The following is a 22397-nucleotide window of genomic DNA, read 5'->3' as shown; positions in this document are numbered from 1 at the left end:
ACGGGTCACTCGTCTCGGGAGCGCAGCAGGCGCACGGACAGCAGGGACAGGGCGAACACCAGGAGGACGAGCAGGAAGGAGTTGGCCGCTCCCGTCCCGAGGTCGGATGCCGTGATGTGGTTGTAGAGGTACAGGCCGCCGGTGGTGGTCGAGCCGTACGGTCCGCCCTGGGTCACCACGAACGGTTCGGCGAACATCTGGAAGACCGCGAGGGTCTGTACGACGATCAGGAACGCGATGCTGCGGCGCACCAGCGGCAGTGTCAGCGACCAGAACTGGCGCCGGCGCGAGGCCCCGTCCAGCGCGGCGGCCTCGTACACGTCGGACGGCACCGCCTGGAGCCCCGCGAGCAGGATGATGACCGCGAATCCGGTGGTCTTCCAGAGGAACAGCAGCGCGAGCGTGGGCTTGGCCCAGGTGGTCGAGGTCAGCCAGTCGACTCCGGGCAGACCCACCAGCCGCAGCAGGTGGTTGACGAGTCCGTAATCGGAGTCGAAGACCACGATCCACACCTGGGCCATGGCCACCAACGGCGTGACGAAGGGGGCGATGAACGCCACCCGGAACATGCCCCGCAGCCTCAGCCGCGCGTTGGCGAGCAGCACCGCAGCGGCGAGGCCGCCCACGATCTGGACGGGCACGATCAGCAGCCACATCACCGCGCTGTTGCCCAGGGACGCCCAGAACTCGGGGCTGGTCAGCAGGTAGGTGTAGTTGTCCAGGCCGATGAAGCGGGCCTCGCCGGCGCCCTTCCAGTTGGTGAAGCTCAATTGCAGGGCGAAGACCAGAGGGTACAGGCCGAAGGCGGCGAAGACGACGTAGAACGGAGCGACGAACACATAGGGGGTGAGGGAGAGCCGACGGCGACGGGTGCGGAGCGGCGCCGGGGCCGTGTGTTCCTCGTTGCGCGGGGGTGTGAGGGTTGCCGGAGTCACGCGCGGTCCACCAGGTTGCGCTGGATCTTGCGCGTGGAGTCGTCGATGACGTCGTCGGGCGTCATCGACCCCTCCATCAGCCGCTGCAGATTGTTGCCCAGGTAGTCGATCGACTTGCCCCACCAGGCCGGGATGGGCGCGGCGGCCGGGATGGTGGCGGCCGCGTCCACGGCGACCTTCCACAGGTCCTGGCCGCCGAGCGCGTCCACCGGCTTGAAGAGCGGTTTGTCGGCCTTCCGGGCGGGTGTGTAGCTGGGCACCGAGGTGTTGAGGCCGCCGGGGTAGACGCTGCCGGGTCCGTACACCGCGCTGTAACCAGGCTGCTTGAAGCACAGGAACTCGTACAGCAGCCAGGCCAGTTCGGGGTTCTTCGCCTTGGCCGGGATGATGAAGCTGCTGCCGCCCATCGCGCCGCTGCGCGCCCCGCCGGCCGTCCAGGCCGGCAGCCGGGTGACCCGCCACTTGCCCCTGGTCTTCTTCAGCAGTTGCTGGGGGGCGAACGACCACCACGTCGCCCAGGGCACGAGGGCCTGCCGGCCGTCCTCCAGGGCGGCGAGGTCGCCCTGCTTGAGGTACTCGGTGTGCGTCACCAGTTTCTCGTGGACCGCCGACCGGACCCAGGTGAGGATGGTGCGGTACTCCTCGGAGTCCAGACGGAGCGCGCCCTTGGCGTCCGCCAGACTGGTGCCCTGCTGGTTGGCGAGCATCTCCAGCCACAGCTGGCCGAGGAAGGGGTCCTTCTCCAGGTGGATCGGGCCCGCCTTGGGGTTCCTCTCCTTCAACGCCCGTGCGGCGTCCAGCAGATCGTCGTACGTGGCAAGGCCCGCCGGGTCGACCCCCGCGTCCTCGAGCAGGTCTTCGCGATACCAGAGCAGTCCCGGGTCCAGGTCCCAGGGGACTCCGTAGATCCGGCCGTCGACGGTGTTGACCGAGAGCTTGTACGGTGACGTGTCCTTGCGGTACGGGGCGATCAGGTCCGTCAGGTCGTAGAGGTGTTCGGCCTGGCTTCCGATCTTGGCGTCGTCCCAGAAACTGCCGTCCGGCAGGTCGGCCCCGGTGATCAACGTGTTGGCGAGTTTGGAGTCGATGTCGACGGCCTGATGGTGCACCGTGACGTGCGGATGGGCCCTGCGGAACGTGTCGATGGCCGCGTCGAAGACCTTGTACAGATCACCCGAGCGGCTCCAGATGGTGATCTCTCCCTTGGCCGACGCGCTGGACGTCGCGGTGAGCTTGCGCGGTCCGCTTCCGGTGGAGCCGGGAGCGCAGGCGGCCAGGGGGCCGGCGCCGACGGCGAGGGCGCCGACGCCCAAGGCGCCGCGCAGGACACTGCGGCGCGGAACGGATGGTCTGGACATGAGCGCGGCTCCTCTGGGGGAAAGCGGCCACCGCGACGTGCGGTGCGGCGGGTGTTCGGTCCGGCGGGGCATGCGGTGCGGCGGGCGGCGCGCATCCGCGCCCGCCGTCGTCACAGCGTCTGCGCCGCCGTCCGGTTGCAACGATGCAGAGATGATGCGTCGCCTTTTGCAACGATGCAATACCTGGGTAACATTCGATTGCTGCGAAGCGGAGCAGCCCTGCCGGAGAACTCCGGCAGACGGAACACCAGCAGAGAGAGGTCCCTGGATGGCCGGCGCAACCCTCCGCGACGTCGCCAGGCGCGCGGGAGTCTCCATCCGCACGGTGTCCAACGTGGTCAACGCTTCTGTGCCGGTTTCCGAGGAACTGCGGACCCGGGTCGAGGCGGCGCTGGAAGAGCTCGACTACCGGCCGAACCTGGTCGCCCGCAACCTGCGGCGCGGCCGCACCGGCATGCTCGCCCTCGTCGTGCCGGAGTTCGACGTCCCCTACTTCGCCGAACTCGCCCGTGAGATCATCACCGCGGCCCGCGCGCACGGATACGTCGTCATGCTCGACCAGACCGACGGTGACGGGGAGCGGGAACGGGAGCTGCTCGGCCGTGGGTCACGGGCCACCATGTTCGACGGACTGCTGCTGAGCCCGCTGGCCATCTCGGCGGACGAACTGCGCAGGCGCGCCAACCGCGTGCCCGTCGTGCTGCTCGGCGAACACATCTTCAACGGCGACTTCCACCACGTGGCCATCGACAACGTCGCCGCTGCCCGCGAGGCCACCGAGCACCTCGTCGCCATGGGCTGCCGGCGTATCGCCGCCATCGGCGACCAGCAGTACAGCACCGGCGAGACCGCCCAGCTGCGCACCATCGGTTACCGCCAGGCCCTGGAGCAGGCCGGGCTGCCCGTCGACGACAACCTCATCGTCTCCACACCGCGCTTCCACCGCCATCTCGGTGCCCAGGCCATGCGCCGGCTCCTCGCCCTGCCCGAGCCGCCCGACGCCGTCTTCTGCTACAACGACCTCCTCGCCCTCGGCGCCATGCGCGAGCTCACCAAGGCGGGAGTACGGGTGCCCGAGAACATCGCCGTGGTCGGTGTCGACGGTATCCAGGAAGGCGAGTACAGCTCGCCCACACTCACCACCATCGCCCCCGACAAAGCGCATATCGCGCGCACCGCGGTCGGCACGCTCGTCTCCGTCATCGAGGGCACGGCACCGCCGCCGGCCGACTCCAAAGCGCCGTACCGGCTGGTGGTGAGGGACAGCAGCAGAAGGGCCTGACGCGCCGTCGCGCGGACCGTGCCGGATGAGCGGTGCGGCGTTCACCACCGCGCTGACGCGTGACGGCCTCGTCCGCCGCTGAGACCTCCCGCGCGGGCGCGCCGGGGCGCGGCTCCGCGGCGGACCCGGCCGGCGGCCTGCTCGGGGCGGGGCGCCGCCGGCGCGGCGGGCCCGGCGGGCAGCCCCGGCCGAGCCTGGCGGAGGAAGCCGGTCGGTCATCTGTCCGTCCACGCGCACCGCGGCGCCGTCAAAGTCCCCGGCGGCCCGCACGACCCGCCGGGCCCATTCCAGCTCGGCGTCCGTCGGCAGCCATGCCCGGGCCGGACCGGCTGATCGAAACGGACACAAACCGTTACCCGCTCGATTCCGACATCTGGTGAGATCAGATCATGAGCTCTCGATCGAAGCGGCGCGTCACGCGCAACAAGCGGAAGCGCCGTGCCGGCTCGGCAACGCCGGCGTTCGACCCGCACGCGCAGGTGATGGCGGAGTCCTTTGCTGCCTTGGTAGAGCTGGTGCCGACGGTCGCCGGCGATGACCCTGTGGCGAAGGCAGATGCAGCATTCGACGACGCGGTCCAGGAGCTCGTCGCGAAGCTGCGGCGGTTCGACGCGATCCGGCTCATCGAGGTGGCGCGCCTGGCATTCCTCCCGCTGGCCCCTGCGGGACAGATGCCCGTCACCCCGGAGGCGGGCGCCGCCTATCTGGAACTATTGGCGCTGGTTGCTCTCGCCGCCCAGGATGAGACGGCGACGGCTGATGCCCCGGAAGTCGAGTTTCAGCAGATGAGCCACTTCGTCTCGGAGGTGAAGGACGACCTGGGCAAAATTCTTCATCTCGCGCAGCTGCGGTCCCTCGCCGCCGTTGACCCGGCAGACAAGCTTGCGCTCATGTCGTTGCTCGTTCGGGGCGCTGAGGTGTGGATGCGCAACATGTCCTACTCGGAGATGGTCGAGAAAACCAACCTTGTGCTCCTCGATGGCGATCCGAGCGTTCGCGCGGCACTCAACGACCAGCTCGGCTTCGACGCGACCGACGCCCTGGCTGTCCTCGACGCATGTCACCACCTGCAACACGCGGGCCTGAACGACCGCCTCAATGCCATGGGCGGAGCCATGCAGATCGCGATGGCCGCGACGCACAAGGGCCGGGGGGACGACCGGCTGAAGGAGCGCGCCAGGTCCAGCCTCATGTCACTGTTCGAACCCGGCGCCGAGCAGGCCACGGTCGCCGTCGACGACATCGCCGCGCACACGGGCATTGCCGTAGAGCGTGTCAGAGCCGTGGTCGAACGGTTCCGACTCGACCTTGGGACGGATGGACCTGCGGACGTCATCGACGCGTTCACGACCGGCAAGAACCCGATGCGCACCCGGCCGCTCATCGTCAGCGACAGTGGGCGCCTCATGCTGCCGCACCATGCGCTGAACGTGTTCGCCGTCCGGGAGAACCTCGAGGAGCAGCTGAAGACGTCTCAGCCCGTATGGGCCCAGTACGCCAAGCACCGCGGAGACCTTCTGGAGTTGCGCACGCGTGACGCGCTGGGCCGCGTGCTTCCCGGGGCCCGGTTCCGGGACGCATTCGAGTACTACCTGCCTGCGAACGACCAGGAAACTGAGGCGGCGGAGCCGGCGAAGTACACCAAGCGCGTCGAGGGCGACCACCTCGTCGTTCTCGACGACGTTGCCATCATTGTGGAGGACAAGGCCGTCGCGTTGAGCGCCCTGTCCCGGGGAGGGAAGAGGACACGGCTCCGCACCGACCTGACCGGCATCATCACGAAAGCGGCCGAGCAGTCCGGCCGCATGCGGGACGCGATCCAGCGGGACGGTGGCCTGCGTATCGAGAACGAGGGCTGGGTCGACCTCAGCCATGTCCGCGAGATACACACCGTCGTCGTCAGTCTCGATGACCTCTCGACCGTTCTGACTGCGACCGCGGAGATGGTGAAGGCCGGCCTGCTCGACCCGGACAACATTCCCTGGACGGTGTCCCTGCACGACCTGGAGTTGATCATCGAGCTCGTGGCGCGCCCGGCCGAGTTCCTCCTCTACTTGCGTCGACGCCGCAATCCTGATGTCACCGTCATGTTCCGCGCCCCGGATGAGCTGGACCTGTTTTTGTACTTCTTCGAAGCGGGCCTGTGGGTCGAGCCCGACCCGGCGCAGGTACGGGTCGCCTTCCCGTTCCTGTCCGAGCCGACCACGGCGGAGTTGCGTCGCTACCGCGAACAGCAGCCGGTCTACCTGAGCAGCCGGACCGATGCGCTCGACAGGTGGTTCTACGCCAAGCAGTGTGACGACGAGGGCTCTGAGCCTGTGCCCAAGCCGGCGATGGTGCCCACGCCACTCGTCCCCCTCATCGACGAACTGCAGTCACGTCAGGTCACCGGGTGGCTGAGTATCGGTGCAACGTTGCTGTCCATAGCAGAGGCCGTTCAGCATCAGTTCGCGCGCCACGGCGAGCAGCTCCTCAACCACCCGGATCCCAACGGCCGAGGCCGCAGCATGACGGTGCCTATCACGCAAGACATCGACGCAGCCGAGGGATGGCTGTTCGTGTGGGCCACCTGCCCCGCCGGACAGGCCCCCGACGACGCCGAGAAAAGCCTCCGGGGCTACCTGCGGGCCAAAAAGCACCAGCTCGGCCTGCCGCGAGGCGTCGTCTTCCTGTACGACGAACCAACCCACGATCTCGTCGAAGTCCTCTACGACGGCCACATCGGGCCCCCCGACGCCGCGCTGACGGCCAGCATGCAGTCCTTGCGGCCCGCAACCGACTTTCAGCGCGCTATCCACCCGAACGCCAAGCGGCCACCGCGCCGCACGAAAAGCACCCCGAAGCGGAAGCCGTAACGGCAGCGGCCCCTCTACCCCTCCGTCTAAGGCGCTCCGACCGCTGTCTCGGCACAACAGATGGCTGTCCCCCGCCGGATCGAAGCGGGGCCGGCCGGCCTTCTGTCCGCGCCAGCACGGCAGGTCGCAGGTACTGATGTCGGCGACTAGGGTCCAACCGGCGGATCACGGACGGAGCCAAGCTCTCTCTCCGCCCGGACCAAGGAGCTGGGCCTGCCCGCGAGCGTGCCTCACTCCTGAATGTGCGACGATCACCTTCGTGACGAGCGTGAACGGTGACTTCGAACTGTCCATGGACGAATTGCGAGTCGTAGCGCGCTACGTCGCCGAGACTGCGCAGGAAGTTCTCCCGGTGTTCGAGGATGCCAACCCCGGTGACACCCGACCGCGGGCGGCCATCGATGCGGCATGGGAGTTCATCAACGGTGCGCCCAGGACCAAGCTCCAGCGCGTCACGTCGATGGACGCTCACCGAGCGGCGAAGGAGACTGCCACTGAAACCGCACGTCTCGCTGCGCAAGCCGCCGGCGATGCCGCATCTGCCGCTTACCTGCACCCGATCGCGAAGGCTCACCAGGTAGGCCACATCCTGCGCGCCGCTGCGAATGCGGCACGCATCGCCGAAATCGACGCAGGCGAGGATCCCAGGGCCGGGAACCGGGCGATCGAAGAGGCCCGCGAACGAGCCACACCGGCCCTGATCGATATCCTCCAGCGATACCCTCTCGCGCCCAGCGGTAAGAGCCGCGCTGCGCAGCTCATGACTGCTCTGGACACCTCCCTCCGTGGGTCCCCGCAAGCGGGGACTGAACACACGGGTGGCTAGGTTCTGGCCGTGGCAGACCTTGTGACTGACGTCGTTGGCATGCTCATGGCACTCTCACGAACGCGGAATGGGCTCGACTGAGCCCGCATCTGCCGAAGTCCGGTAGCCGAGGCGGCCGTTGGGCAGGCCACCGCAGGGTCATCAACGGGATCCTGTACCGCAACCGCACGGGGTGCCATGGCGGGATTTGCCTGCACGTCCGGCAAGTGGAAGACCGTGTACGGGCGGCATCGACGCTGGTCGGCGGACGGCACCTGGGACCGGCTCTTCGCAGCCGTCCTGGCCGACGCCGACACCGAGGGCCGCATCGACTGGTCGATGGTGAGCGTGGACTCCACCTCCTGCCGGGCCCACCAGCACGCCGCTGGGGCCCGCAAGAAACCAACTCCAGCATCTACTTCAAGGGCATCGAGCGCTGGATTGGCCGCTTCGAGAGTGTCTGGTGCCACGGCGCCGACGCCGCCCCCCCCAGATTCTCCAGCGCTACGAGGCCACTGTGCGGCCCATGTTAGATGGCGACACCTGGAACACTGACCGCGTCCGCGAGGCGGTCGACGAACTGTAAGTCCCGAGCGCGTAGGTCCTATGGGGTGGTCCCCGCCGTGAGACGGCGGGGACCACCCCATAGATAGAGACCGATGGCTATGGTCTGTCAGTTGCTGTTGAAGGGCTCCGGAACATCCCAGCCGCCCCAGTCGACTTCCACTCCGTTGTCGACTCGGACCTCCTTCACCTCGAACGGGTCATACGAGTCGAGGGCCCCTCGGGGGTAGGAGTACGTCCGCGTCGTCTCCTTCTGGTACCCGGAGGCGGTGAGCGGCCCGTACGCGCCGCTGGTCGATCCATCCCCGAAACGCCAACGGAAGTAGACGCGCCCACTGGCGCCGTCCGACTGCGAGTCGGTGATCGTCACCTTCGCGTAGCTGGTATCGCCGGATACCCAGTACTCGCCATGTGCCCAGGCCCCCACCACATCGGCCTGGGTGCCCGTCGCGTTCCAGGGGGTGGCTGCCTGAGCGGTGCCGGCGGAGGCGAGCATCCCTGCCAGAGCCAGCGTCCCACTGGCCGCCACGAGCACCCATCTACGCGAAGTCCTTTGCTGCTTACCTCGTTTCACACTGATCTCCTCCCGAATGAAGTAGGCCCACGACCGCCCTGCGTCAGCTGATCAGCCAGTCGGCGATGCCTCGCCGGCCCCCGGATCGGTGCCGGCTCGCCGCACAGCCAGACCAGGACGGGACGCGCCGGGCCATCGATGACACCAACTGTTCCCAGGCGCATCCCCGCCAGCAAGGCATCCCGGCTGTCCGGGACACCGTGAACCTGTCCTGCCTGGTCAAGGCAGCTGTCCGGGACAGGCTCGGAACACCGCAGCCGCACACCTCGCACCTGTACTGACCGTCCCTGACGGCCGAGGGGCGTGGTGCGGCCGCGTCAGGTGATGCGTGGCGTGGATTCAGCGCGCAGCCAGGTCGGGGCGGGCATCGGCGATCGCGAAGGCCCGCCGGAGCCCTTGCACCAGTGCCGGGTCGATGCTGCGCTGTACCGCCGGGATGCTGGTGAGGGTTCCGCCGATCTTCGCCTCCGTGGTCGGGGGGGGGCGGGGTGGTCGGATGGTCGGCGAAGTACTGCTGCACTTCGTCGACAGCCGGGCTCCAGCTGTCCTCGGGCCCGCGGGGATATCGCCGGAGACCTTCCCGCCCGGCCTCATGCTGCACGTGTACCGGGCGCCTGCTTGCCTCAACATCCGAACAAGCGATCCCATGCAGCGCATGGCCCAGCACGACGCCCTCCATGACCTCGTGGAGGCGCAGACCGCCTGGTACCGCACGTACTGGCAGCTCGCGGAATCCGGTCCGACGGCGAGCACCGCGAGGAGCCGCCGACGCCTGCAGGAACTCTCGGTACACATCGCCGGGCACCCGTACTGGTGCGGACCGTCGGGCACGCCCGCCGCACGTATAGAGCTCAAGGAGCTTGCCCGGCGTGCGGTCGGTCGATAAGTGGCTCACCGCCCGGGCGGAGGCATCCGCTCCTGTGTCCTCGCCTCGTGCCACCTGGCCGGTGGGCTGGGCGGTCCTCAGGACGTACATCATGCACAGGCCCCACCCCGCATGGGCGAATTCCAGGGGCCGTCTTGTTGAGCGCTGGGCAGGCCTGGCTTTGCCGAGGCACTGCCCTTTGGGCTGGGCGGCACTTGAGGCATGGGAACGTCGGCACGGCGTGGTGTTGCCTGAGCCGTACCAGGTGGCCGAGATCGCGAACGGCACCGACGACGGTCCGCCGGACGAGAGTGGTCTGCTGCCCGTGGGGCAGAAGCCAGCCAGCTGGGCTGCCTGGGAAGCGGACTGCTGGAGGAGCCCGGAGCCTTTCGATGGCACCGCTGCACGCGTGCTCAGTCAGCCTTTCCCGCTCGAGGAGGAATGGCAGTGGGAGTACGACTACTACGACGTACGACTACTACGACCACACCCGCCACTCGTTCCTGTTGCACCAGACCTACCAGCACGGCTCGGTGCTGCTGGGTAGCGACCGGCCTGGTGAGGTGGACGCTGGTGGTGATCGGACCGCAACGTGGTCAGGTCTGGTGGCTGAGAGACGGATGCGCCGCACCCTATGCCGACTCCCCCCCCCCCCGGATCTGTCGGGGGGCGATTTCTTGCACTGGGTGACTGGCCGTTCTCTACGGCCCTGGTGTCGAAGTGTCGCGTGGCCGTGGTCGCCGAGTCCAGCTCGTCCACTCCTGGGTGTGGCTGTCTCGCCCATCGGTTCGAGAATGCGGCCGACCGGCCCGAGTGCCGGCTCCGGTACGCCTCGGACATGAGCGATGCGGAGTGGCCCCTCACGGGCGTGTTATTGGATTCGTCATCCCCTATTCTGATGGCCCGCCAACGCAAGTTATGCTGATTGCTGTGGCTGAGGTTGCGCAGCAAGCAGTGTTCTGGACCGACGACTCGCCGGTCTGCGAGCCCATGGCGCACGGTGAGGACATCGCCGCGCACTTCCATGACTACGGCCAGCTGCGGTACGCCGCCTCTGGGGCGCTCGTCACGACGACCAAGGTCGGCACCTGGGTGGCGCCGGCCAACCGCATCACGTGGGTGCCGCCCTTCTATGTCCACAGCAGTCGCTCCTACGGTGAGACCGATGTCCGCGTGCTCCCGGTTCCGGCAGCGCTGTCCGAGGAACTGCCGCCCGAGCCGTCGGTCTTCGTGGCCAGTGCGCTGCTGCGCGAGGCATACCTGGCGATGAGCAGCGAGCACGAGACTGCCGCCAGTGAGCGTGGCCGTCTGCTGCTCGCAGTGATCGGCGCGGAGCTGATCCGCGCCCCGCAGGAGGCACTACGGCTGCCGGAGCCGAGCGATCCTCGCCTTAAGGCCGTCACCGACCTGCTGCACGCCGACCCGGCCATTTCGGCGACGCTGGCGGAGCTGGGGCACCGAACCGGCTCGAGCGAACGGACTCTCAGTCGGCTGTTCAGCAGCGAACTGTCGATGAGCTTCCATCAGTGGCGCACGCTGCTGCGGATTCAGCGAGCGCTGCTCGAACTCTGTGAAGGTACCTCGGTCACCGAGACGGCGATCCGACTTGGCTGGGCGAACCCCGGCAGCTTCATCAACGCCTTCACCGATCTCGTCGGCCAGACGCCCGGTCGTTACCGCTCCACAGCGGGTGCAGCTCACGGCTGAGCACTGCCTCTGCCACCCTGGCGGGTTATCCGAAATTCGGGGCGGAACATCGGTGGCACGCCCGCCCGCTCGGCGGCCACGCTTTGAGGCATGTCTCACCACCTTCCGGGTCACGGCCCTGCGGCTTCGGCAGCCGCCACGACGGCATCCTCCGGAGTCACGCTAGGTGACCTGATCATGCAGGCGCTCAGCCGGCACAGCTCGTCCGAGGCCTTCGTGGCTGGTGATCGGCGACTGACCTATGCGCACGTGAGGGACCTTCTCTCGCAGTACGTGGCCGCGCTGGCCCGTCGGGGAGTGGGGCGCGGGGTGGGGGTCACGATGCTCAGTCCGAACATGCCTGAATCATGGATCGTCCAGGCCGCGACGTATCTCTTGGGCGGCCGCTTCACCGGGCTGCAGACCCTGGCCTCGGTCAGGGACCACATCACCGTCTGCGAGGACGCGGAGGCCGCGGTGCTGGTGGTGACCGCGCCCCTGGAGGAGCATGGACGCCAGGTCCTCGGCGAGGTCGACTCCCTGCGGCACCTGATGGTGATCCCCGCCGCCGGTGGTCCGCCCGAGGGCGAGCCCCCGGCGGTTCGATCGCTCGACCGTGGTCCGGCGACGGAGATGGATGTCGCCTGGCTGCAGTACACCGGGGGGACGACCGGCAGACCCAAGGGCGTGATGCAGCCTCATCGGTCGATGGTGCAGATGGTCTATGCGCACATGGCCGACTTCGAGCAGCCACACCTCCCGCGGTACCTGGCAGCGGCCCCGCTCACCCACGCGGCCGGGCTGGCCGTCATCCCGGCACTGCTGCGTGGCGGCACGGTCGTGATCGAGCAGGGCTTCGAACCCAGCCGGTTCCTCGACGTTGTCGAGGCCGAGCACATCAACTGTGTGAACGGCATTCCGACGATGATCTACACCTTGTTGGATCAGGAGCGTCCGGAGACCAGAGACCTCTCCAGCCTTGAGGTCATCTGGTACGCCACCGGACCGATGTCGCCGGTGCGCCTGGCGGAGGCTCGCGAGCGGATCGGTCCGGTCTTCTCCCAGGTCTACGGGCAGACGGAGTCGGCCGGCATCGGGACGGTCCTGACCAAGGCCGCACACGAGACCGCGAGCCTTGAGCAACTCGCCTCCTGTGGCCGTCCGGTGGTCGGCAACCGCATCAGGCTCATCGACGACGACGGCCACGACGTTCCTTTGGGCGAGGTGGGCGAGATCGCCATGCGGAGCCGCGGGGTGATGCAGGGCTACAAGAACCTCCCCGACGAGACAGAAGCGGCACTCAAGGGGGGATGGCTCCACACCGGAGACCTCGCCCGCCAGGACGCCGAGGGCCTGATCTACATCGTGGACCGCAAGAAGGACATGATCATCTCGGGCGGTTTCAACATCTACGCCAGCGAAGTCGAGGCCGTCCTGACAACGCACCCTTCGGTGGGCTCAGCCGCCGTCATCGGCGTGCCGGACAGCCGCTGGGGCGAAATCGTCACCGCGTTCGTGGTCCCGCGACCGGGGCGACAGGTCGACATTCCCGCGCTCCAGTCCCACGTGAAGCAGGTCAAGGGATCGATGTACGCGCCCAAGAAGGTCGTGGTCGTGGACTCACTTCCCGTCACGCCGGTGGGAAAGATCGACAAGAAGCGCCTGCGCGCGCCGTTCTGGGCCGACTCGACCCGCAATGTCCACTGACCATCCCGATGCCCTTCCCATGGCCATTCACGAAAGGCACTCAGTGTGAACGCACCGCCGGACCGACTGATCGACTTCCACTCCCACTGGGGCACAGAGCGAGGATGGAAGGGAAGCCCGTACGAGACCGCCGAAGACCGCGAGGCTCTGCAGGGCTACTTCAAGTGGGGCATGAGCTTCGTCAGCGAGGAGGAGCAGGCCGTCCAGTTTCGCCGCGCCAACGTCAAGGCGATGCTCGACTTCGCGTTCACCCACACCATGGACGCCGGTGCACTCCGCGACCAGCATGACTACGCCTTCGACTATGCGCGCAGGCACCCCGACGTCGTACTCGGCAACTGGATCGGCATCGATCCCACGCAACCAGCTCATGTCAAGGAACTCGAACGCTGCCTGAGCGAGGGGACGGGACTCGTCGGACTGACGGTCCACTCGTTCACACCGGCCGGGACACCCGACCAGCCGGAATGGGAGACCTGTCTGAACATGTGCATCGAGGCCAACCGTCCCGTCCTGGTCCATGTCGGCATGTCGGCCACCGGGGCCGGCACCCGCGGAGGCATGGGCATCACCCTCGAGGGCTGCCACCCCCGCTACGTCGACCGCATCGCGGCCAAGCATCCCGATCTGAACGTGATCGCGGCTCGGGTGGCGTGGCCCTGGCAGTCGGAGATGATCGCGGTCGCACTGCACAAGGCGAACGTGTGGATGGAACTCCACGGTTGGTCACCGCGCTATTTCCCCGACGAACTCAAGCACGAGATCGGCAGGCGGCTGCGCAAGAAGGTCTTCTTCGGAGCCGACTACCCGATGCTCACCCACGAGAGACTGGTCGAGGAGTGGCGCGAGGAGGGCTTCTCCCCCGACATCCTCGACGACGTGTTCTCCGGCAACGCCGAGACCTTCCTCACCTCGATCGGAGTTCAGTGATGGACCTCGGACTGACCGGCAAGGTCGCGATCGTCGGCGGCGGCAGCGACGGCCTCGGATACGCCATCGCCGATCGTCTTCTGAAGGAAGGCGCCAATGTCACGATCTTCGCGCGGCGCGCGGAGAAGGTCACAGCCGCCGCGCAACGGCTTGCCGGCGCATACGGCGAGGAGAAAGTCCTCGGGCTGGCCGCCGACTGCTCGGCCGACACCGACATCGAGCGCGTCACCGCCTCGACCCTTGAGCGGTTCGGTCCAGCCGTTCACGTTCTGGTCACCAACGACGGCGGACCGCCGATCCGGCGCATCTCCGAGCTCACCGACGAGGCGTGGCTGAGGGCCTTCGAGCGCCACTTCTTCTACGTCGTCAGGTCTGTGCGAGCCACCTTGCCGTACATGACCACCGAAGGCGGCAGCATCCTCAACGTGGTCTCCGGCGTCGTCGAGCGCCCGGCCATCGGCATGGCGGCGCCCGTCAGCGTGTGGTCGGCGGTGATCGGCTACGCCAAGACCCTCGCCCTGGAGGTCGCCAGGCAGGACATCAACGTCAACACTCTGCTGTCCGGATTCTTCGACACCGCCCTGCTGGGCGGAATGCTGGAACGGCAGCCAGAGCTGTCCAAGGCCGGCCTCGGGAACGGGGTACCGATGGGACGCATCGGGGAGCCCCGCGAGTTTGCCGACCTGGTCAGTGCGCTCGTGTCACCCAACGTGCGATTCGTCACCGGCGCGGTGATCCCGGTTGACGGTGGCGTCGGCATCGGCATGGGCGCAAGCTTCGACTCGCCGACTTCGAAGTGAGGCCCTGTTGATGAAGCGGACCATGAAGATCTCGACAATGCTCACCTACGGCACAGACCCGCACGAGGCCGCTGACCACATCACTCGACTTGAGGCCGCCGGGCTCGACACCGTCTGGGTCGCCGAGGGGTACGGCTACGACTCGCCGACCCTGATGGGCTACCTGGCGGCCCGCACCTCAAGCGTGGAGATCGGCGCAGCCATCCTCAACGTCTACTCCCGTACCCCGACCATGCTCGCGTCGACTGCGGCCGGCCTCGACAGCGTGTCCGGCGGTCGCGCCATCATCGGCCTCGGCGCCTCCAACCCGAAGATCATCGAAGGGTGGCACGGCCTGCCCTTCGTCCAGTCGACCGGCCGTACCAAGGAGACCGTCGAGATCATCCGCGCGGCCCTGCGGCGCGAGGCGGTCGACTACAGCGGCCACTCCTTCGAGATCCCTCTCCCAGCCGGTCAGGGCACCGGTCTTGGTGAGCCGCTGAAGATCATGACCAAGCCGCTACGCCCCTCGGTTCCGCTCTACATCGCCGCGCTGGGACCGAAATCAGTCCAAGGCGCGGCGGAGTACGCCGACGGCTGGCTGCCTTTCCTGTACTCCCCCGAGGGCGCCGCCGGGGTATGGGGCGACGCGCTCGCCGCGGGAACCGCGAAGCGCTCCGAGAACCTCGCGCCCCTGGAGGTCGTCGCCGGTGGCATCGTCGCTATCGGCGAGGACGTGAAGGAGATACTCGACCTCGCGCGGCCGGTACTCGCGCTCTACATCGGAGGCATGGGCGCCCGCGGCAAGAACTTTTTCAACGACCTCGTCCGACGCTACGGCTACGAAGCCGAGGCCAAGGAGATCCAGGACCTCTACCTCGACGGCAAGAAGAAGGAAGCCGAGGCCAAGGTCCCATTCCCACTCCTTGAACAGACCAACCTCGTCGGTCCGGCCTCTTACGTCCGGGAGCGGATCGAAGCCTTCCGCGAGTCCGGCGTCACCAATCTCCAGGTGACCCCGACCGGCGACGACCCCGCCGGACTCGTGCGCCAGCTCAAAGAGTGGGTGGCCTGACTTCCGCTTCTGCCCAGGCAACACCCCTTGCAGCGCTTGACGGTCAACGGCCCCGAGGCGGTGGGCTCCCCACCTCGGGATCGTTGAAGCGACTGTCCCGTCCAGTCCCGCCGAAGGTGCTGCAGGCCGAACTACGCGGCCGCCCCCGGCCGCGTGCCATGGGGTGTGCCGATCACGATGCGGCTGACCAGGGCGGTGCGCAGCTGCGGCGGCCAGCGCACGGTGATGCCCCTGCGGCCAGCGCCGCCTCGGTCGTGCGGTCCAGTAACGCGCGGATGGCCGCGGACCGCAGGGTCAGATTTGTGGGGGACGGTCTGATCGGCGAGTGGAGCGAGCGCCGGGCAGGTGGCGGCGGCTCGGCGCAGCGTGCGTCGCACCCGTGGCTGGAGGGCCCGCGGCTGGTGGCCGCGCAGCCGCGCGGCGCCGGACCACACCGCAGCGGCCGCCACCACGGCCGGCTCCGGAGGCGGGGGCGGTTCGCTCGCCTCGGTTGCGAGCAGCAGGCGGGCGGTCAGCCGACCGGCGAGTGCTTCTTCCTCGGTGGGGGGCGGAGATGTCCCCAGGGCCAGTTCCCGGCCAGCGCTGACGGCGGGAGACACCACATCCAGTGCGGCCACGGCGGTGGTGATGGCGCCGACCGCGCGGGGTAACGAGAAGTCAGTTGACCGTGTGAGGCGCGTGAAGCCGCTCGGCCCTACACACCAGGTTCGGGCCACCGCGCATCCCGGGCTTGATTGCATCGACCGCCGCCACCTCGTGGGTGGTGAAGGCCACCGCGAAAACGTTGAAGTTCTCCGTGATGCGGTGCCGGCGGAGGGACTTCTGGATCGCAGGAAGTCCACTCGGATGATTCAGGGTGTCCTTCGTCCTGTCCGCAAGTCAGGCGGTCGCCCGGCAGAAAGGGTGTAGGAGGCGCGATTGCCGCGGGTATGGTCGTCAGTGTTACGCCCAACCCGGTCCGGAAGAGCCGATTCCCCCCCACAGCGGGGTTTCCGGTCCGGGATAGGCTGCCATACTCTATTTCACCGTGCGCTCGCCCATGCCTGGCTGGCAAGGCCGGGCCACCACCATTCACCCGTGCGGAGCACTTTCCCCGTGGCTGGGCCCCGCGTTGCCGTCCATACAGCGGCGCCCCGGCTGACGTTCCATCCACGCAGCATGTCTTCCCTTCGAGGAGGCCTGCAGCGGGCAGGTTCTGCGCCAGGACACTAGGCCAAAAGGCTGGCATCTGGCACCCAGTGTGGTGAATCATCGCAAGCCGTGGCTTTACTGTTCCCATCGACTGTGGGGTGCCCATCTCCCTGTCGGGGCCAGGACAGAGATCGCTTTCGAGTTCTCTGTTCCGTTCCCTTGGGCACCCCGGCAGCGAGTGGCAGCCCCGCGAACACACCGACTCGAAGGGGCTGCACCATGCCAGTCGCCATCACTCCCCCCACCCCCACGGCCTGTACCACGTTCACGGCCCAGGTGACTTCCGTCCCTGCTGGGGTAGGCGCCGGAAACACCGCCACCTTCACCTACGACGCCCAGATCCAGACCGCGACCGTCGCGGCTGACGCAACCACCCCTCCGGTCACCTTCACAGCCGTCGGGTCCGGCCCCCAGACCATCACCGTGGTGTACACCAGCGGTGCCACCATCACCGGCACCGAGGTCGTACCGATCACCATCACCCCCGCACCCCCCGGGACGATCTCGACCACCCTAACCACCGTGGGCACGACCACGCAGGCCAGCACAACCCTCGCCTGCAGTGGTGATACCGCCTCGCTCAACGGCACGGTCCAGTACACCCTGCCCGGCGGAGGGATGGTGTCGACGCCCGTCACCAACGGCGTCGTGACGCCGGTCGACCTCGGGGTGCTACTGACCTCGGGTCAGTCCGTGACGGCCACTTTCGTGGCAGCCGCCGGGACCTGCCCCGCATGCACCTTCGCTCCGGTCACAACGAGCATGTGCACGGTCCTGCTTCTGCCCCCGACCGGCACCGTCACCGCGGGCCAGCCCACCACCCTCCAGGCACTGGTGCTGTGCAACGGCCAACCCCTCAACGGCGCCACCGTCACCTTCACCAGCCCAAGCGGAACACTCGGCACCGGCACAACCAACGCCTCCGGCCAAGCCACAGCCACCGTCACCTTCCCCACCGCCGGCACCACCACAGCCACCGCCACCGTCACCGCCACCCCCGCCGGCACCGCCTGCAACTGCACCGGCACAGCCTCCCTCCCCCTCCCCATCGTCGTACTGCCTCAGGGCATCTGCACGGTCCTGCTCCTGCCCCCAACCGGCACCGTCACCGCAGGCCAGCCCACCACCCTCCAGGCACTGGTGCTGTGCAACGGCCAACCCCTCAACGGCGCCACCGTCACCTTCACCAGCCCAAGCGGAACACTCGGCACCGGCACAACCAACGCCTCCGGCCAAGCCACAGCCACCGTCACCTTCCCCACCGCCGGCACCACCACAGCCACCGCCACCGTCACCGCCACCCCCGCCGGCACCGCCTGCAACTGCACCGGCACAGCCTCCCTCCCCCTCCCCATCGTCGTACTGCCCGGGGCGGCTCCGGGAGCGCTGCAGGCTCTCCCCGCCTGCTGGCGGATCAACCTGTTCAATCCACTCCTCTTCCCGGCCACGCTGACGGCCACGGTGACGCCGGCGGCCGCGGGTATCCCGGTGCAGTTCCTGGTGGGCGGTGTGCCTGTGGGGGCGGCGGTGACCGACGCGACGGGTACCGCCACCCTCTCGGTGAACCTCGGTCCGCTGCAGATCATCAACCTCACCTACCAGGCGACTGCCGTCGTCGGCGGCGCCACCGTCACCTCGACGGGCATCCTGCGGCCGTGCATCCCGCCGGTGTGACCTGACCTTCGGGTGAACGCGCGTGAAAAAGGGCTGTCCCCCGTACTTGCACTACGGGGGACAGCCGCCTCCTCACTCTTGAAGCCGCCTGCCGCATGACCCGGTGCATCACCAAGGACACGCTCGCCGGTGGCTTCCGCATTCAGATTGCCGATGATCTTCCCGGTCAGTTCCGCATCGCGAACGGCACTCGGTCCCGGCTCACCGCTGCGGCGAACGTAGAAGGCGGCACGGGAGACCTTCGGCAGTTCACACGCCCCCTTGACGCTGTGACCGCCCTGCTTCTCCGCCTCGATGAACGGGTTGACCATCACCGAGTCTCCGTCGCGAGGAAAGCCGTTGCCCACGGAGGTCGGGCGGTGTCGGGCGGTGTCGTGGGGTGCGGTATCGGGGCGGTCCTTGTGGGTGGGGCGCCCCGATAGCGGGGTCAGGCGTTGCGGGCGTTGGTGACCTGGGCGGGGGTGGTGTTGAGCCACCAGGTGGGGTTGGCGGTGTGGTCGGTGATGCGTCCGTCGCGGTGGACGTAGTGGCGTACGTCGCGGCCGGGTTCGCGCAGTTCGCCGTTCAGGGCGCGCTCGAGCCATTCGGTGCCGAAGCGGAATACTTCGGCCGCGGTGCCGCCCAGGGGGTGGAACTCGTCCTCGTATACGCGCATCTCCTTCGGTGCGCGGACCTTCTCGTAGCTGGCCAGGGCCTGCTCGAGTTGCGTGAGCTCGTCGAACTCGCCGATGCCGTACAGGACGGGGCAGGTGATGTCCTTGACGAGGTCGCCGAGTGGCATGTGGGCGGCCAGGTCGCGGTCGAAGGCGTCCTCGTCGGTGTAGCCGGCCATGTACATGTAGTTGTTCTTGAAGGTCGGCTGGGCGCGCTCGAAGATGGTGGTGAAGTCGCCGGTGACGGCCTCGAAGGCGGCCAGTGCGGACAGGCGCGGGTCGGTGGCGGCGGCGCGCGAGCCCCAGTAGCCGCTCATGGAGATGCCGAACATGCCGATCCGTATCGGGTCGACCTGCGGGAGTGAGGCCAGGTGGTCGATGTAGCGGCTAATGGCGCGCTCGTAGTTGGTCAGGTCGACGGTCAGTCCGTTGGCGCGGGTCTCGCCCTGGCCGGGCCCTTCGATGGACAGGGCGACGATGCCGCGGGAGGTGTAGTAGCGCTCCGCGGCGTAGATGTAGTCCTCTTTGATCATGTCCATGCCGGGGCCGAGAATGACGGCGGGGGCGGCGGTGACTTCGCCGGCGGGCAGGTGCAGCAGGCCGAAGATCTGCCCGCCCTCGAAGTCCAGCACGACGCGGCGTACGCGGTGCTCGCGCAGTGCGCCGAGGCGCTCGACGCAGTGGTTGGCGCGCTCGCGGAAGGCGAGCTTGCGCGGGTCGGTGGCGTCGAAGATCGAGTACTGGGCGCGGCCCCACATCACCGCGGCGCGCAGGTACAGGTCTGCGGCGGTCTGGTGGAAGCCGCCCTGCTCGTGGTGGGCGGCGCGCTCTTCGGCCTGTCCGGCCACCGTCGCCCAGGCCTTGGGCAGCATGGCGCCGCTGCCGACCAGGTCGAAGACCTTGTCGAAGTCGGTGTGGTCGTGGCCGAGCTGCTCCAAGGTGCCCTTGGCCTGGGGGTGCAGGGCGTCGAAGCCGCCCTGGGCCAGGGCGACGTCCAGGGCCCAGCTCTGTCCGGTCGAGCGAGTGGTCATGACGGTGGTCCTTCCAGTGAGGGGCAACCGGGAGATCTACCTAAGTACTTATCTAGAACTGGCCGCGGCCACCGAGACCACCGCAGCCGCAGCCACTCAGCTGGTCAACGGCCTGGTCACGGCCGGCTACGTCACCCGCGAACGCCCCGCCCACGACAAGAGATCGGTCCAGGTCTCCCTCACCGACGCCGGCAGAGCCCGCCATCAGGAGCGCCAGACACTCCTGACCGAAGCGCTCACCTCAGCGCTGGCCCATCACGACACCATCGCCCTGGACGCTGCCACCGACGTCCTACGGCGCCTGGCCGCGATCTACGACCAACTCTGACCCGCGCCGCTTCCGACCACGTCCGGGTACGGCCACGACAGCCGAAATGATCGGCCGGGGCTACTCACCGGCGTCCCCGGCGGGCCAGCGGAAACGCTCATGTGACAGTGCGCCGGTCGGGCCACGGGCCGAGCGGCGTGGCGCCGTGGCCGCTGGAGTCACCTTCATGTGCTGGTGGAGGCGTTGTGGCGAATGTGCTTGCGGACACCGAGCCGGAGCGGCAGCGCTCGTTTCCTGGTACCACCCCGGAGGAGTTGCTCCGGTCCTTCATCTTGACGACGGCGGGTGTTGCATTCGTCGATTGACCTGCGCGGACGCGGACGGTTGGTCAAAGACGTGTTGCCACGCCGATCAGGTCGGCGACCGCGCGAAGCCGACTCAGCGGCGGCCAGGCGATCACCGTTGTCACCAGCGGCGCGTCCAGAACCGGCACGGCGGCGAGATCCCGGCCGCAGGTCGACGACGGCGGACTCGGGCACGATCACGGTGCCTCGGCCGAGCGCAACCAGCTGGAAGAGCTGTGTCAGATTCTTGACTTCTGCCCCGGGTCCTTCCGGGTAGCGCCACCGGAGTCGGGCCAGCGGGCCATCGGGAGGTCCGGCAACGCGGTGACTTCGGCCACCCGAAGGCGAGTGCGGCCGGCAAGGGGGTGGGCTGCGGGCAGAACCGCCACCTGTCCTTCGGTGCACAGACTTTCGGTGTCGAGTCCAAGCGCCGAGTCGAACGGCAGGTGCAGAAGAGCCACATCGGCCTTTCCCCCGCGCAGCAGTTCCTGGTGTTGATGCGCCTCGCAGCAGCACCTCGACGGTGGCCGCACCGGGTTCAGCCTGGTAGGCGTCGAGGAGCTTGCTCAGCAGATCCCCGGCGGTGCCGGATTTGACGGCGAGCACGAGCCGGGGTCGGTTTTGCCCGGCCTGCCGGGTACGCCGCTCGGCCACGGTCACCGCGCTGAGGACCGCACGCGCCTCGGACAAGAGCACGGTCCCGGCGTCGGTGAGGGTGACCCTCCGGCTGGTGCGCTCCAGCAACGTGACCCCGCGCCGTCGTTCGAGCCGGGCGATGGCGCGCGACAGCGGCGACTGGGCTGTCTGGAGACGCTCGGCGGCTTTGCCGAAGTGCAGTTCCTCGGCGAGGGCGACGACATACCGCAGCTCGCGTATCTCCACGCCCCCACGGTCCACGCCGGCGGAGGCTCGATTGATGTCGCTGAGGTATTGGTGCCTTACCGAGACGGCCATTGGTGTCTGATCGAAGCGCGCCCACACTCGATGCCATGAGCGAAAAGAAGACAGCGCTGGTCACCGGCGCGAACAAGGGAATCGGATACGAGATCGCGGCCGGGCTCGGCGCGCTGGAGTGGCGCGTCGGTGTCGGTGCCCGGGACGAGCAGCGCCGGACAGAGGCCGTGGGGAAGCTGCGCGCGGCAGGCGTCGACGCGTTCGCCGTGCCGCTGGATGTGACCGACGACGCCAGCGTGACCACTGCGGCGCGGCTGATCGAGGAGCAAGAAGGGCGGCTCGACGTGCTGGTCAACAACGCCGGCGCCGCGGGCGGCTGGCCGGAGGAACCATCGAGCATCGACCTGGAGACCGTGCGGCGGCTGGTGGAGACCAACGTCGTCGGCGTCATCCGCGTCACCAATGCGATGCTGCCGCTGCTGCGCCGCTCGGCACATCCGCGGATCGTCAACCAGTCCAGTCATGTCGGCTCGCTGACCCTGCAGACCACGCCGGGTGTCGATCTTGGAGGGATCAGCGGAGCCTACGCGCCGACGAAGACCTACCTCAATGCCGTCACCATCCAGTACGCCAAGGAGCTGAGCGGCACCGGCATTCTGATCAACAACGCGTGCCCCGGATACGTCGCCACCGACCTCAACGGGTTCAGCGGCACCCGGACCGCCGAGCAGGGCGCCGCGATCGCGATCCGGCTGGCGACCCTGCCCGACGACGGCCCCACCGGCCAGCAGTTCGACGACAACGGCGTCGTGCCCTGGTGATGGCCTCTACTCGTTGACCGACAGCCTCTCGTGTTCGGCCTGGAGCAGCCGCGGCCACGATCGTTGCGCCCCTGCCCCCGTGCCGTGGATGCCGCGGAATGGGGCC

General features: G+C 68.1%; 17 protein-coding genes and 2 pseudogenes. 13 read left to right on the top strand and 6 right to left on the bottom strand.

The window, feature by feature from the left end; all coding sequences use genetic code 11:
• Nucleotides 1–5: 5 nt before the first annotated feature.
• Nucleotides 6–935, bottom strand: coding sequence for a carbohydrate ABC transporter permease (locus tag PS467_RS41265; protein WP_311039630.1), 930 nt, complete (start codon nucleotides 933–935; stop codon nucleotides 6–8).
• The gene (locus PS467_RS41260) at nucleotides 932–2293 is read right to left on the bottom strand and encodes an ABC transporter substrate-binding protein (protein WP_311039629.1); all 1362 of its coding nucleotides are present in this window, start codon (nucleotides 2291–2293) and stop codon (nucleotides 932–934) included. Before PS467_RS41260 ends, PS467_RS41265 begins: the two co-directional genes overlap by 4 nt.
• Nucleotides 2294–2561: 268 nt before the next feature.
• Here PS467_RS41260 and PS467_RS41255 point away from each other — a divergent pair, with 268 nt between their 5' ends.
• From PS467_RS41255 to PS467_RS41240, 4 genes and pseudogenes are all read left to right on the top strand, one after another.
• Nucleotides 2562–3575 (top strand): LacI family DNA-binding transcriptional regulator, encoded by a 1014-nt coding sequence (locus PS467_RS41255; protein ID WP_311039628.1) that lies wholly within the window; start codon nucleotides 2562–2564, stop codon nucleotides 3573–3575.
• Nucleotides 3576–3964: 389 nt separating this feature from the next.
• On the top strand, nucleotides 3965–6430 hold the full coding sequence (locus PS467_RS41250; protein WP_311039627.1) for a preprotein translocase subunit SecA: 2466 nt from the start codon (nucleotides 3965–3967) through the stop codon (nucleotides 6428–6430).
• A gap of 259 nt (nucleotides 6431–6689) precedes the next feature.
• Nucleotides 6690–7256: a putative immunity protein gene (locus tag PS467_RS41245; protein ID WP_311039626.1), complete on the top strand. Its 567-nt coding sequence runs from the start codon at nucleotides 6690–6692 to the stop codon at nucleotides 7254–7256.
• 77 nt (nucleotides 7257–7333) lie between these two features.
• Nucleotides 7334–7637 (top strand): annotated as a pseudogene (locus PS467_RS41240) (IS5 family transposase); the annotation flags it as partial.
• 271 nt (nucleotides 7638–7908) lie between these two features.
• On the opposite strand, the gene PS467_RS41235 reads toward PS467_RS41240, so the two are convergent.
• Nucleotides 7909–8295 (bottom strand): hypothetical protein, encoded by a 387-nt coding sequence (locus tag PS467_RS41235; protein WP_311039625.1) that lies wholly within the window; start codon nucleotides 8293–8295, stop codon nucleotides 7909–7911.
• 574 nt (nucleotides 8296–8869) lie between these two features.
• Here PS467_RS41235 and PS467_RS41230 point away from each other — a divergent pair.
• From PS467_RS41230 to PS467_RS41205, 6 genes are all read left to right on the top strand, one after another.
• Entirely contained in the window at nucleotides 8870–9259 is a 390-nt protein-coding gene (locus tag PS467_RS41230) for a DUF8825 domain-containing protein (protein ID WP_311039624.1), read from the top strand.
• A 969-nt stretch (nucleotides 9260–10228) separates the two neighbouring features.
• A complete protein-coding gene (locus tag PS467_RS41225; RefSeq protein WP_311040106.1) occupies nucleotides 10229–10945 on the top strand; it encodes a helix-turn-helix domain-containing protein in 717 nt (238 codons plus the stop codon).
• Between the two features lie 90 nt (nucleotides 10946–11035).
• Complete coding sequence (locus tag PS467_RS41220) at nucleotides 11036–12631, top strand: AMP-binding protein (RefSeq protein WP_311039623.1); 1596 nt, start codon at nucleotides 11036–11038, stop codon at nucleotides 12629–12631.
• Nucleotides 12632–12676: 45 nt separating this feature from the next.
• Nucleotides 12677–13561, top strand: a complete 885-nt coding sequence (locus PS467_RS41215; RefSeq protein ID WP_311039622.1) for an amidohydrolase family protein — start codon at nucleotides 12677–12679, stop codon at nucleotides 13559–13561.
• Nucleotides 13561–14361: an SDR family NAD(P)-dependent oxidoreductase gene (locus PS467_RS41210; protein WP_311039621.1), complete on the top strand. Its 801-nt coding sequence runs from the start codon at nucleotides 13561–13563 to the stop codon at nucleotides 14359–14361. The genes PS467_RS41215 and PS467_RS41210 overlap by 1 nt, the downstream gene beginning before the upstream one ends.
• Before the next feature lie 22 nt (nucleotides 14362–14383).
• Nucleotides 14384–15415, top strand: coding sequence for an LLM class F420-dependent oxidoreductase (locus PS467_RS41205; protein ID WP_311039620.1), 1032 nt, complete (start codon nucleotides 14384–14386; stop codon nucleotides 15413–15415).
• A gap of 131 nt (nucleotides 15416–15546) precedes the next feature.
• Here the strand turns inward: PS467_RS41205 and PS467_RS41200 are convergent, their stop codons facing one another.
• A complete protein-coding gene (locus PS467_RS41200) occupies nucleotides 15547–16032 on the bottom strand; it encodes a hypothetical protein (protein ID WP_311039619.1) in 486 nt (161 codons plus the stop codon).
• A 793-nt stretch (nucleotides 16033–16825) separates the two neighbouring features.
• Between PS467_RS41200 and PS467_RS41195 the strand changes: the two genes are divergently transcribed.
• Nucleotides 16826–18280 carry an Ig-like domain-containing protein gene (locus tag PS467_RS41195; protein ID WP_311039618.1) on the top strand — a complete coding sequence of 485 codons (1455 nt, stop codon included), beginning with the start codon at nucleotides 16826–16828 and terminating at the stop codon, nucleotides 18278–18280.
• A gap of 427 nt (nucleotides 18281–18707) precedes the next feature.
• Here the strand turns inward: PS467_RS41195 and PS467_RS41190 are convergent, their stop codons facing one another.
• Nucleotides 18708–19964 carry an alpha/beta hydrolase gene (locus tag PS467_RS41190; RefSeq protein WP_311039617.1) on the bottom strand — a complete coding sequence of 419 codons (1257 nt, stop codon included), beginning with the start codon at nucleotides 19962–19964 and terminating at the stop codon, nucleotides 18708–18710.
• Nucleotides 19965–19980: 16 nt separating this feature from the next.
• On the opposite strand from PS467_RS41190, the gene PS467_RS41185 reads away from it, so the two are divergent.
• A complete protein-coding gene (locus tag PS467_RS41185) occupies nucleotides 19981–20292 on the top strand; it encodes a MarR family winged helix-turn-helix transcriptional regulator (protein WP_311039616.1) in 312 nt (103 codons plus the stop codon).
• Between the two features lie 328 nt (nucleotides 20293–20620).
• On the opposite strand, the pseudogene PS467_RS41180 reads toward PS467_RS41185, so the two are convergent.
• Nucleotides 20621–21458, bottom strand: a pseudogene (locus tag PS467_RS41180) (LysR family transcriptional regulator).
• Between the two features lie 107 nt (nucleotides 21459–21565).
• Here PS467_RS41180 and PS467_RS41175 point away from each other — a divergent pair.
• Nucleotides 21566–22291 (top strand): SDR family oxidoreductase, encoded by a 726-nt coding sequence (locus PS467_RS41175; protein WP_311039615.1) that lies wholly within the window; start codon nucleotides 21566–21568, stop codon nucleotides 22289–22291.
• Nucleotides 22292–22397: the final 106 nt, after the last annotated feature.

Origin of the sequence: Streptomyces luomodiensis (assembly GCF_031679605.1) — a bacterium.
Lineage (GTDB): Bacteria > Actinomycetota > Actinomycetes > Streptomycetales > Streptomycetaceae > Streptomyces > Streptomyces luomodiensis.
The sequence above is the reverse complement of the archived record's forward strand: the minus strand, read 5'-3'. Positions and strand labels throughout refer to the sequence as shown.

What these genes read in the sequence shown, in the direction of transcription:
- PS467_RS41260 (WP_311039629.1), bottom strand. Translation starts at nt 2,293, where the DNA reads ATGTCCAGACCATCCGTTCCGCGCCGCAGTGTCCTGCGCGGCGCCTTG.
- PS467_RS41255 (WP_311039628.1), top strand. Translation starts at nt 2,562, where the DNA reads ATGGCCGGCGCAACCCTCCGCGACGTCGCCAGGCGCGCGGGAGTCTCC.
- PS467_RS41250 (WP_311039627.1), top strand. Translation starts at nt 3,965, where the DNA reads ATGAGCTCTCGATCGAAGCGGCGCGTCACGCGCAACAAGCGGAAGCGC.
- PS467_RS41235 (WP_311039625.1), bottom strand. Translation starts at nt 8,295, where the DNA reads ATGCTCGCCTCCGCCGGCACCGCTCAGGCAGCCACCCCCTGGAACGCG.
- PS467_RS41230 (WP_311039624.1), top strand. Translation starts at nt 8,870, where the DNA reads ATGGTCGGCGAAGTACTGCTGCACTTCGTCGACAGCCGGGCTCCAGCT.
- PS467_RS41225 (WP_311040106.1), top strand. Translation starts at nt 10,229, where the DNA reads ATGGCGCACGGTGAGGACATCGCCGCGCACTTCCATGACTACGGCCAG.
- PS467_RS41220 (WP_311039623.1), top strand. Translation starts at nt 11,036, where the DNA reads ATGTCTCACCACCTTCCGGGTCACGGCCCTGCGGCTTCGGCAGCCGCC.
- PS467_RS41210 (WP_311039621.1), top strand. Translation starts at nt 13,561, where the DNA reads ATGGACCTCGGACTGACCGGCAAGGTCGCGATCGTCGGCGGCGGCAGC.
- PS467_RS41205 (WP_311039620.1), top strand. Translation starts at nt 14,384, where the DNA reads ATGAAGATCTCGACAATGCTCACCTACGGCACAGACCCGCACGAGGCC.
- PS467_RS41195 (WP_311039618.1), top strand. Translation starts at nt 16,826, where the DNA reads ATGCCAGTCGCCATCACTCCCCCCACCCCCACGGCCTGTACCACGTTC.
- PS467_RS41190 (WP_311039617.1), bottom strand. Translation starts at nt 19,964, where the DNA reads ATGACCACTCGCTCGACCGGACAGAGCTGGGCCCTGGACGTCGCCCTG.
- PS467_RS41175 (WP_311039615.1), top strand. Translation starts at nt 21,566, where the DNA reads ATGAGCGAAAAGAAGACAGCGCTGGTCACCGGCGCGAACAAGGGAATC.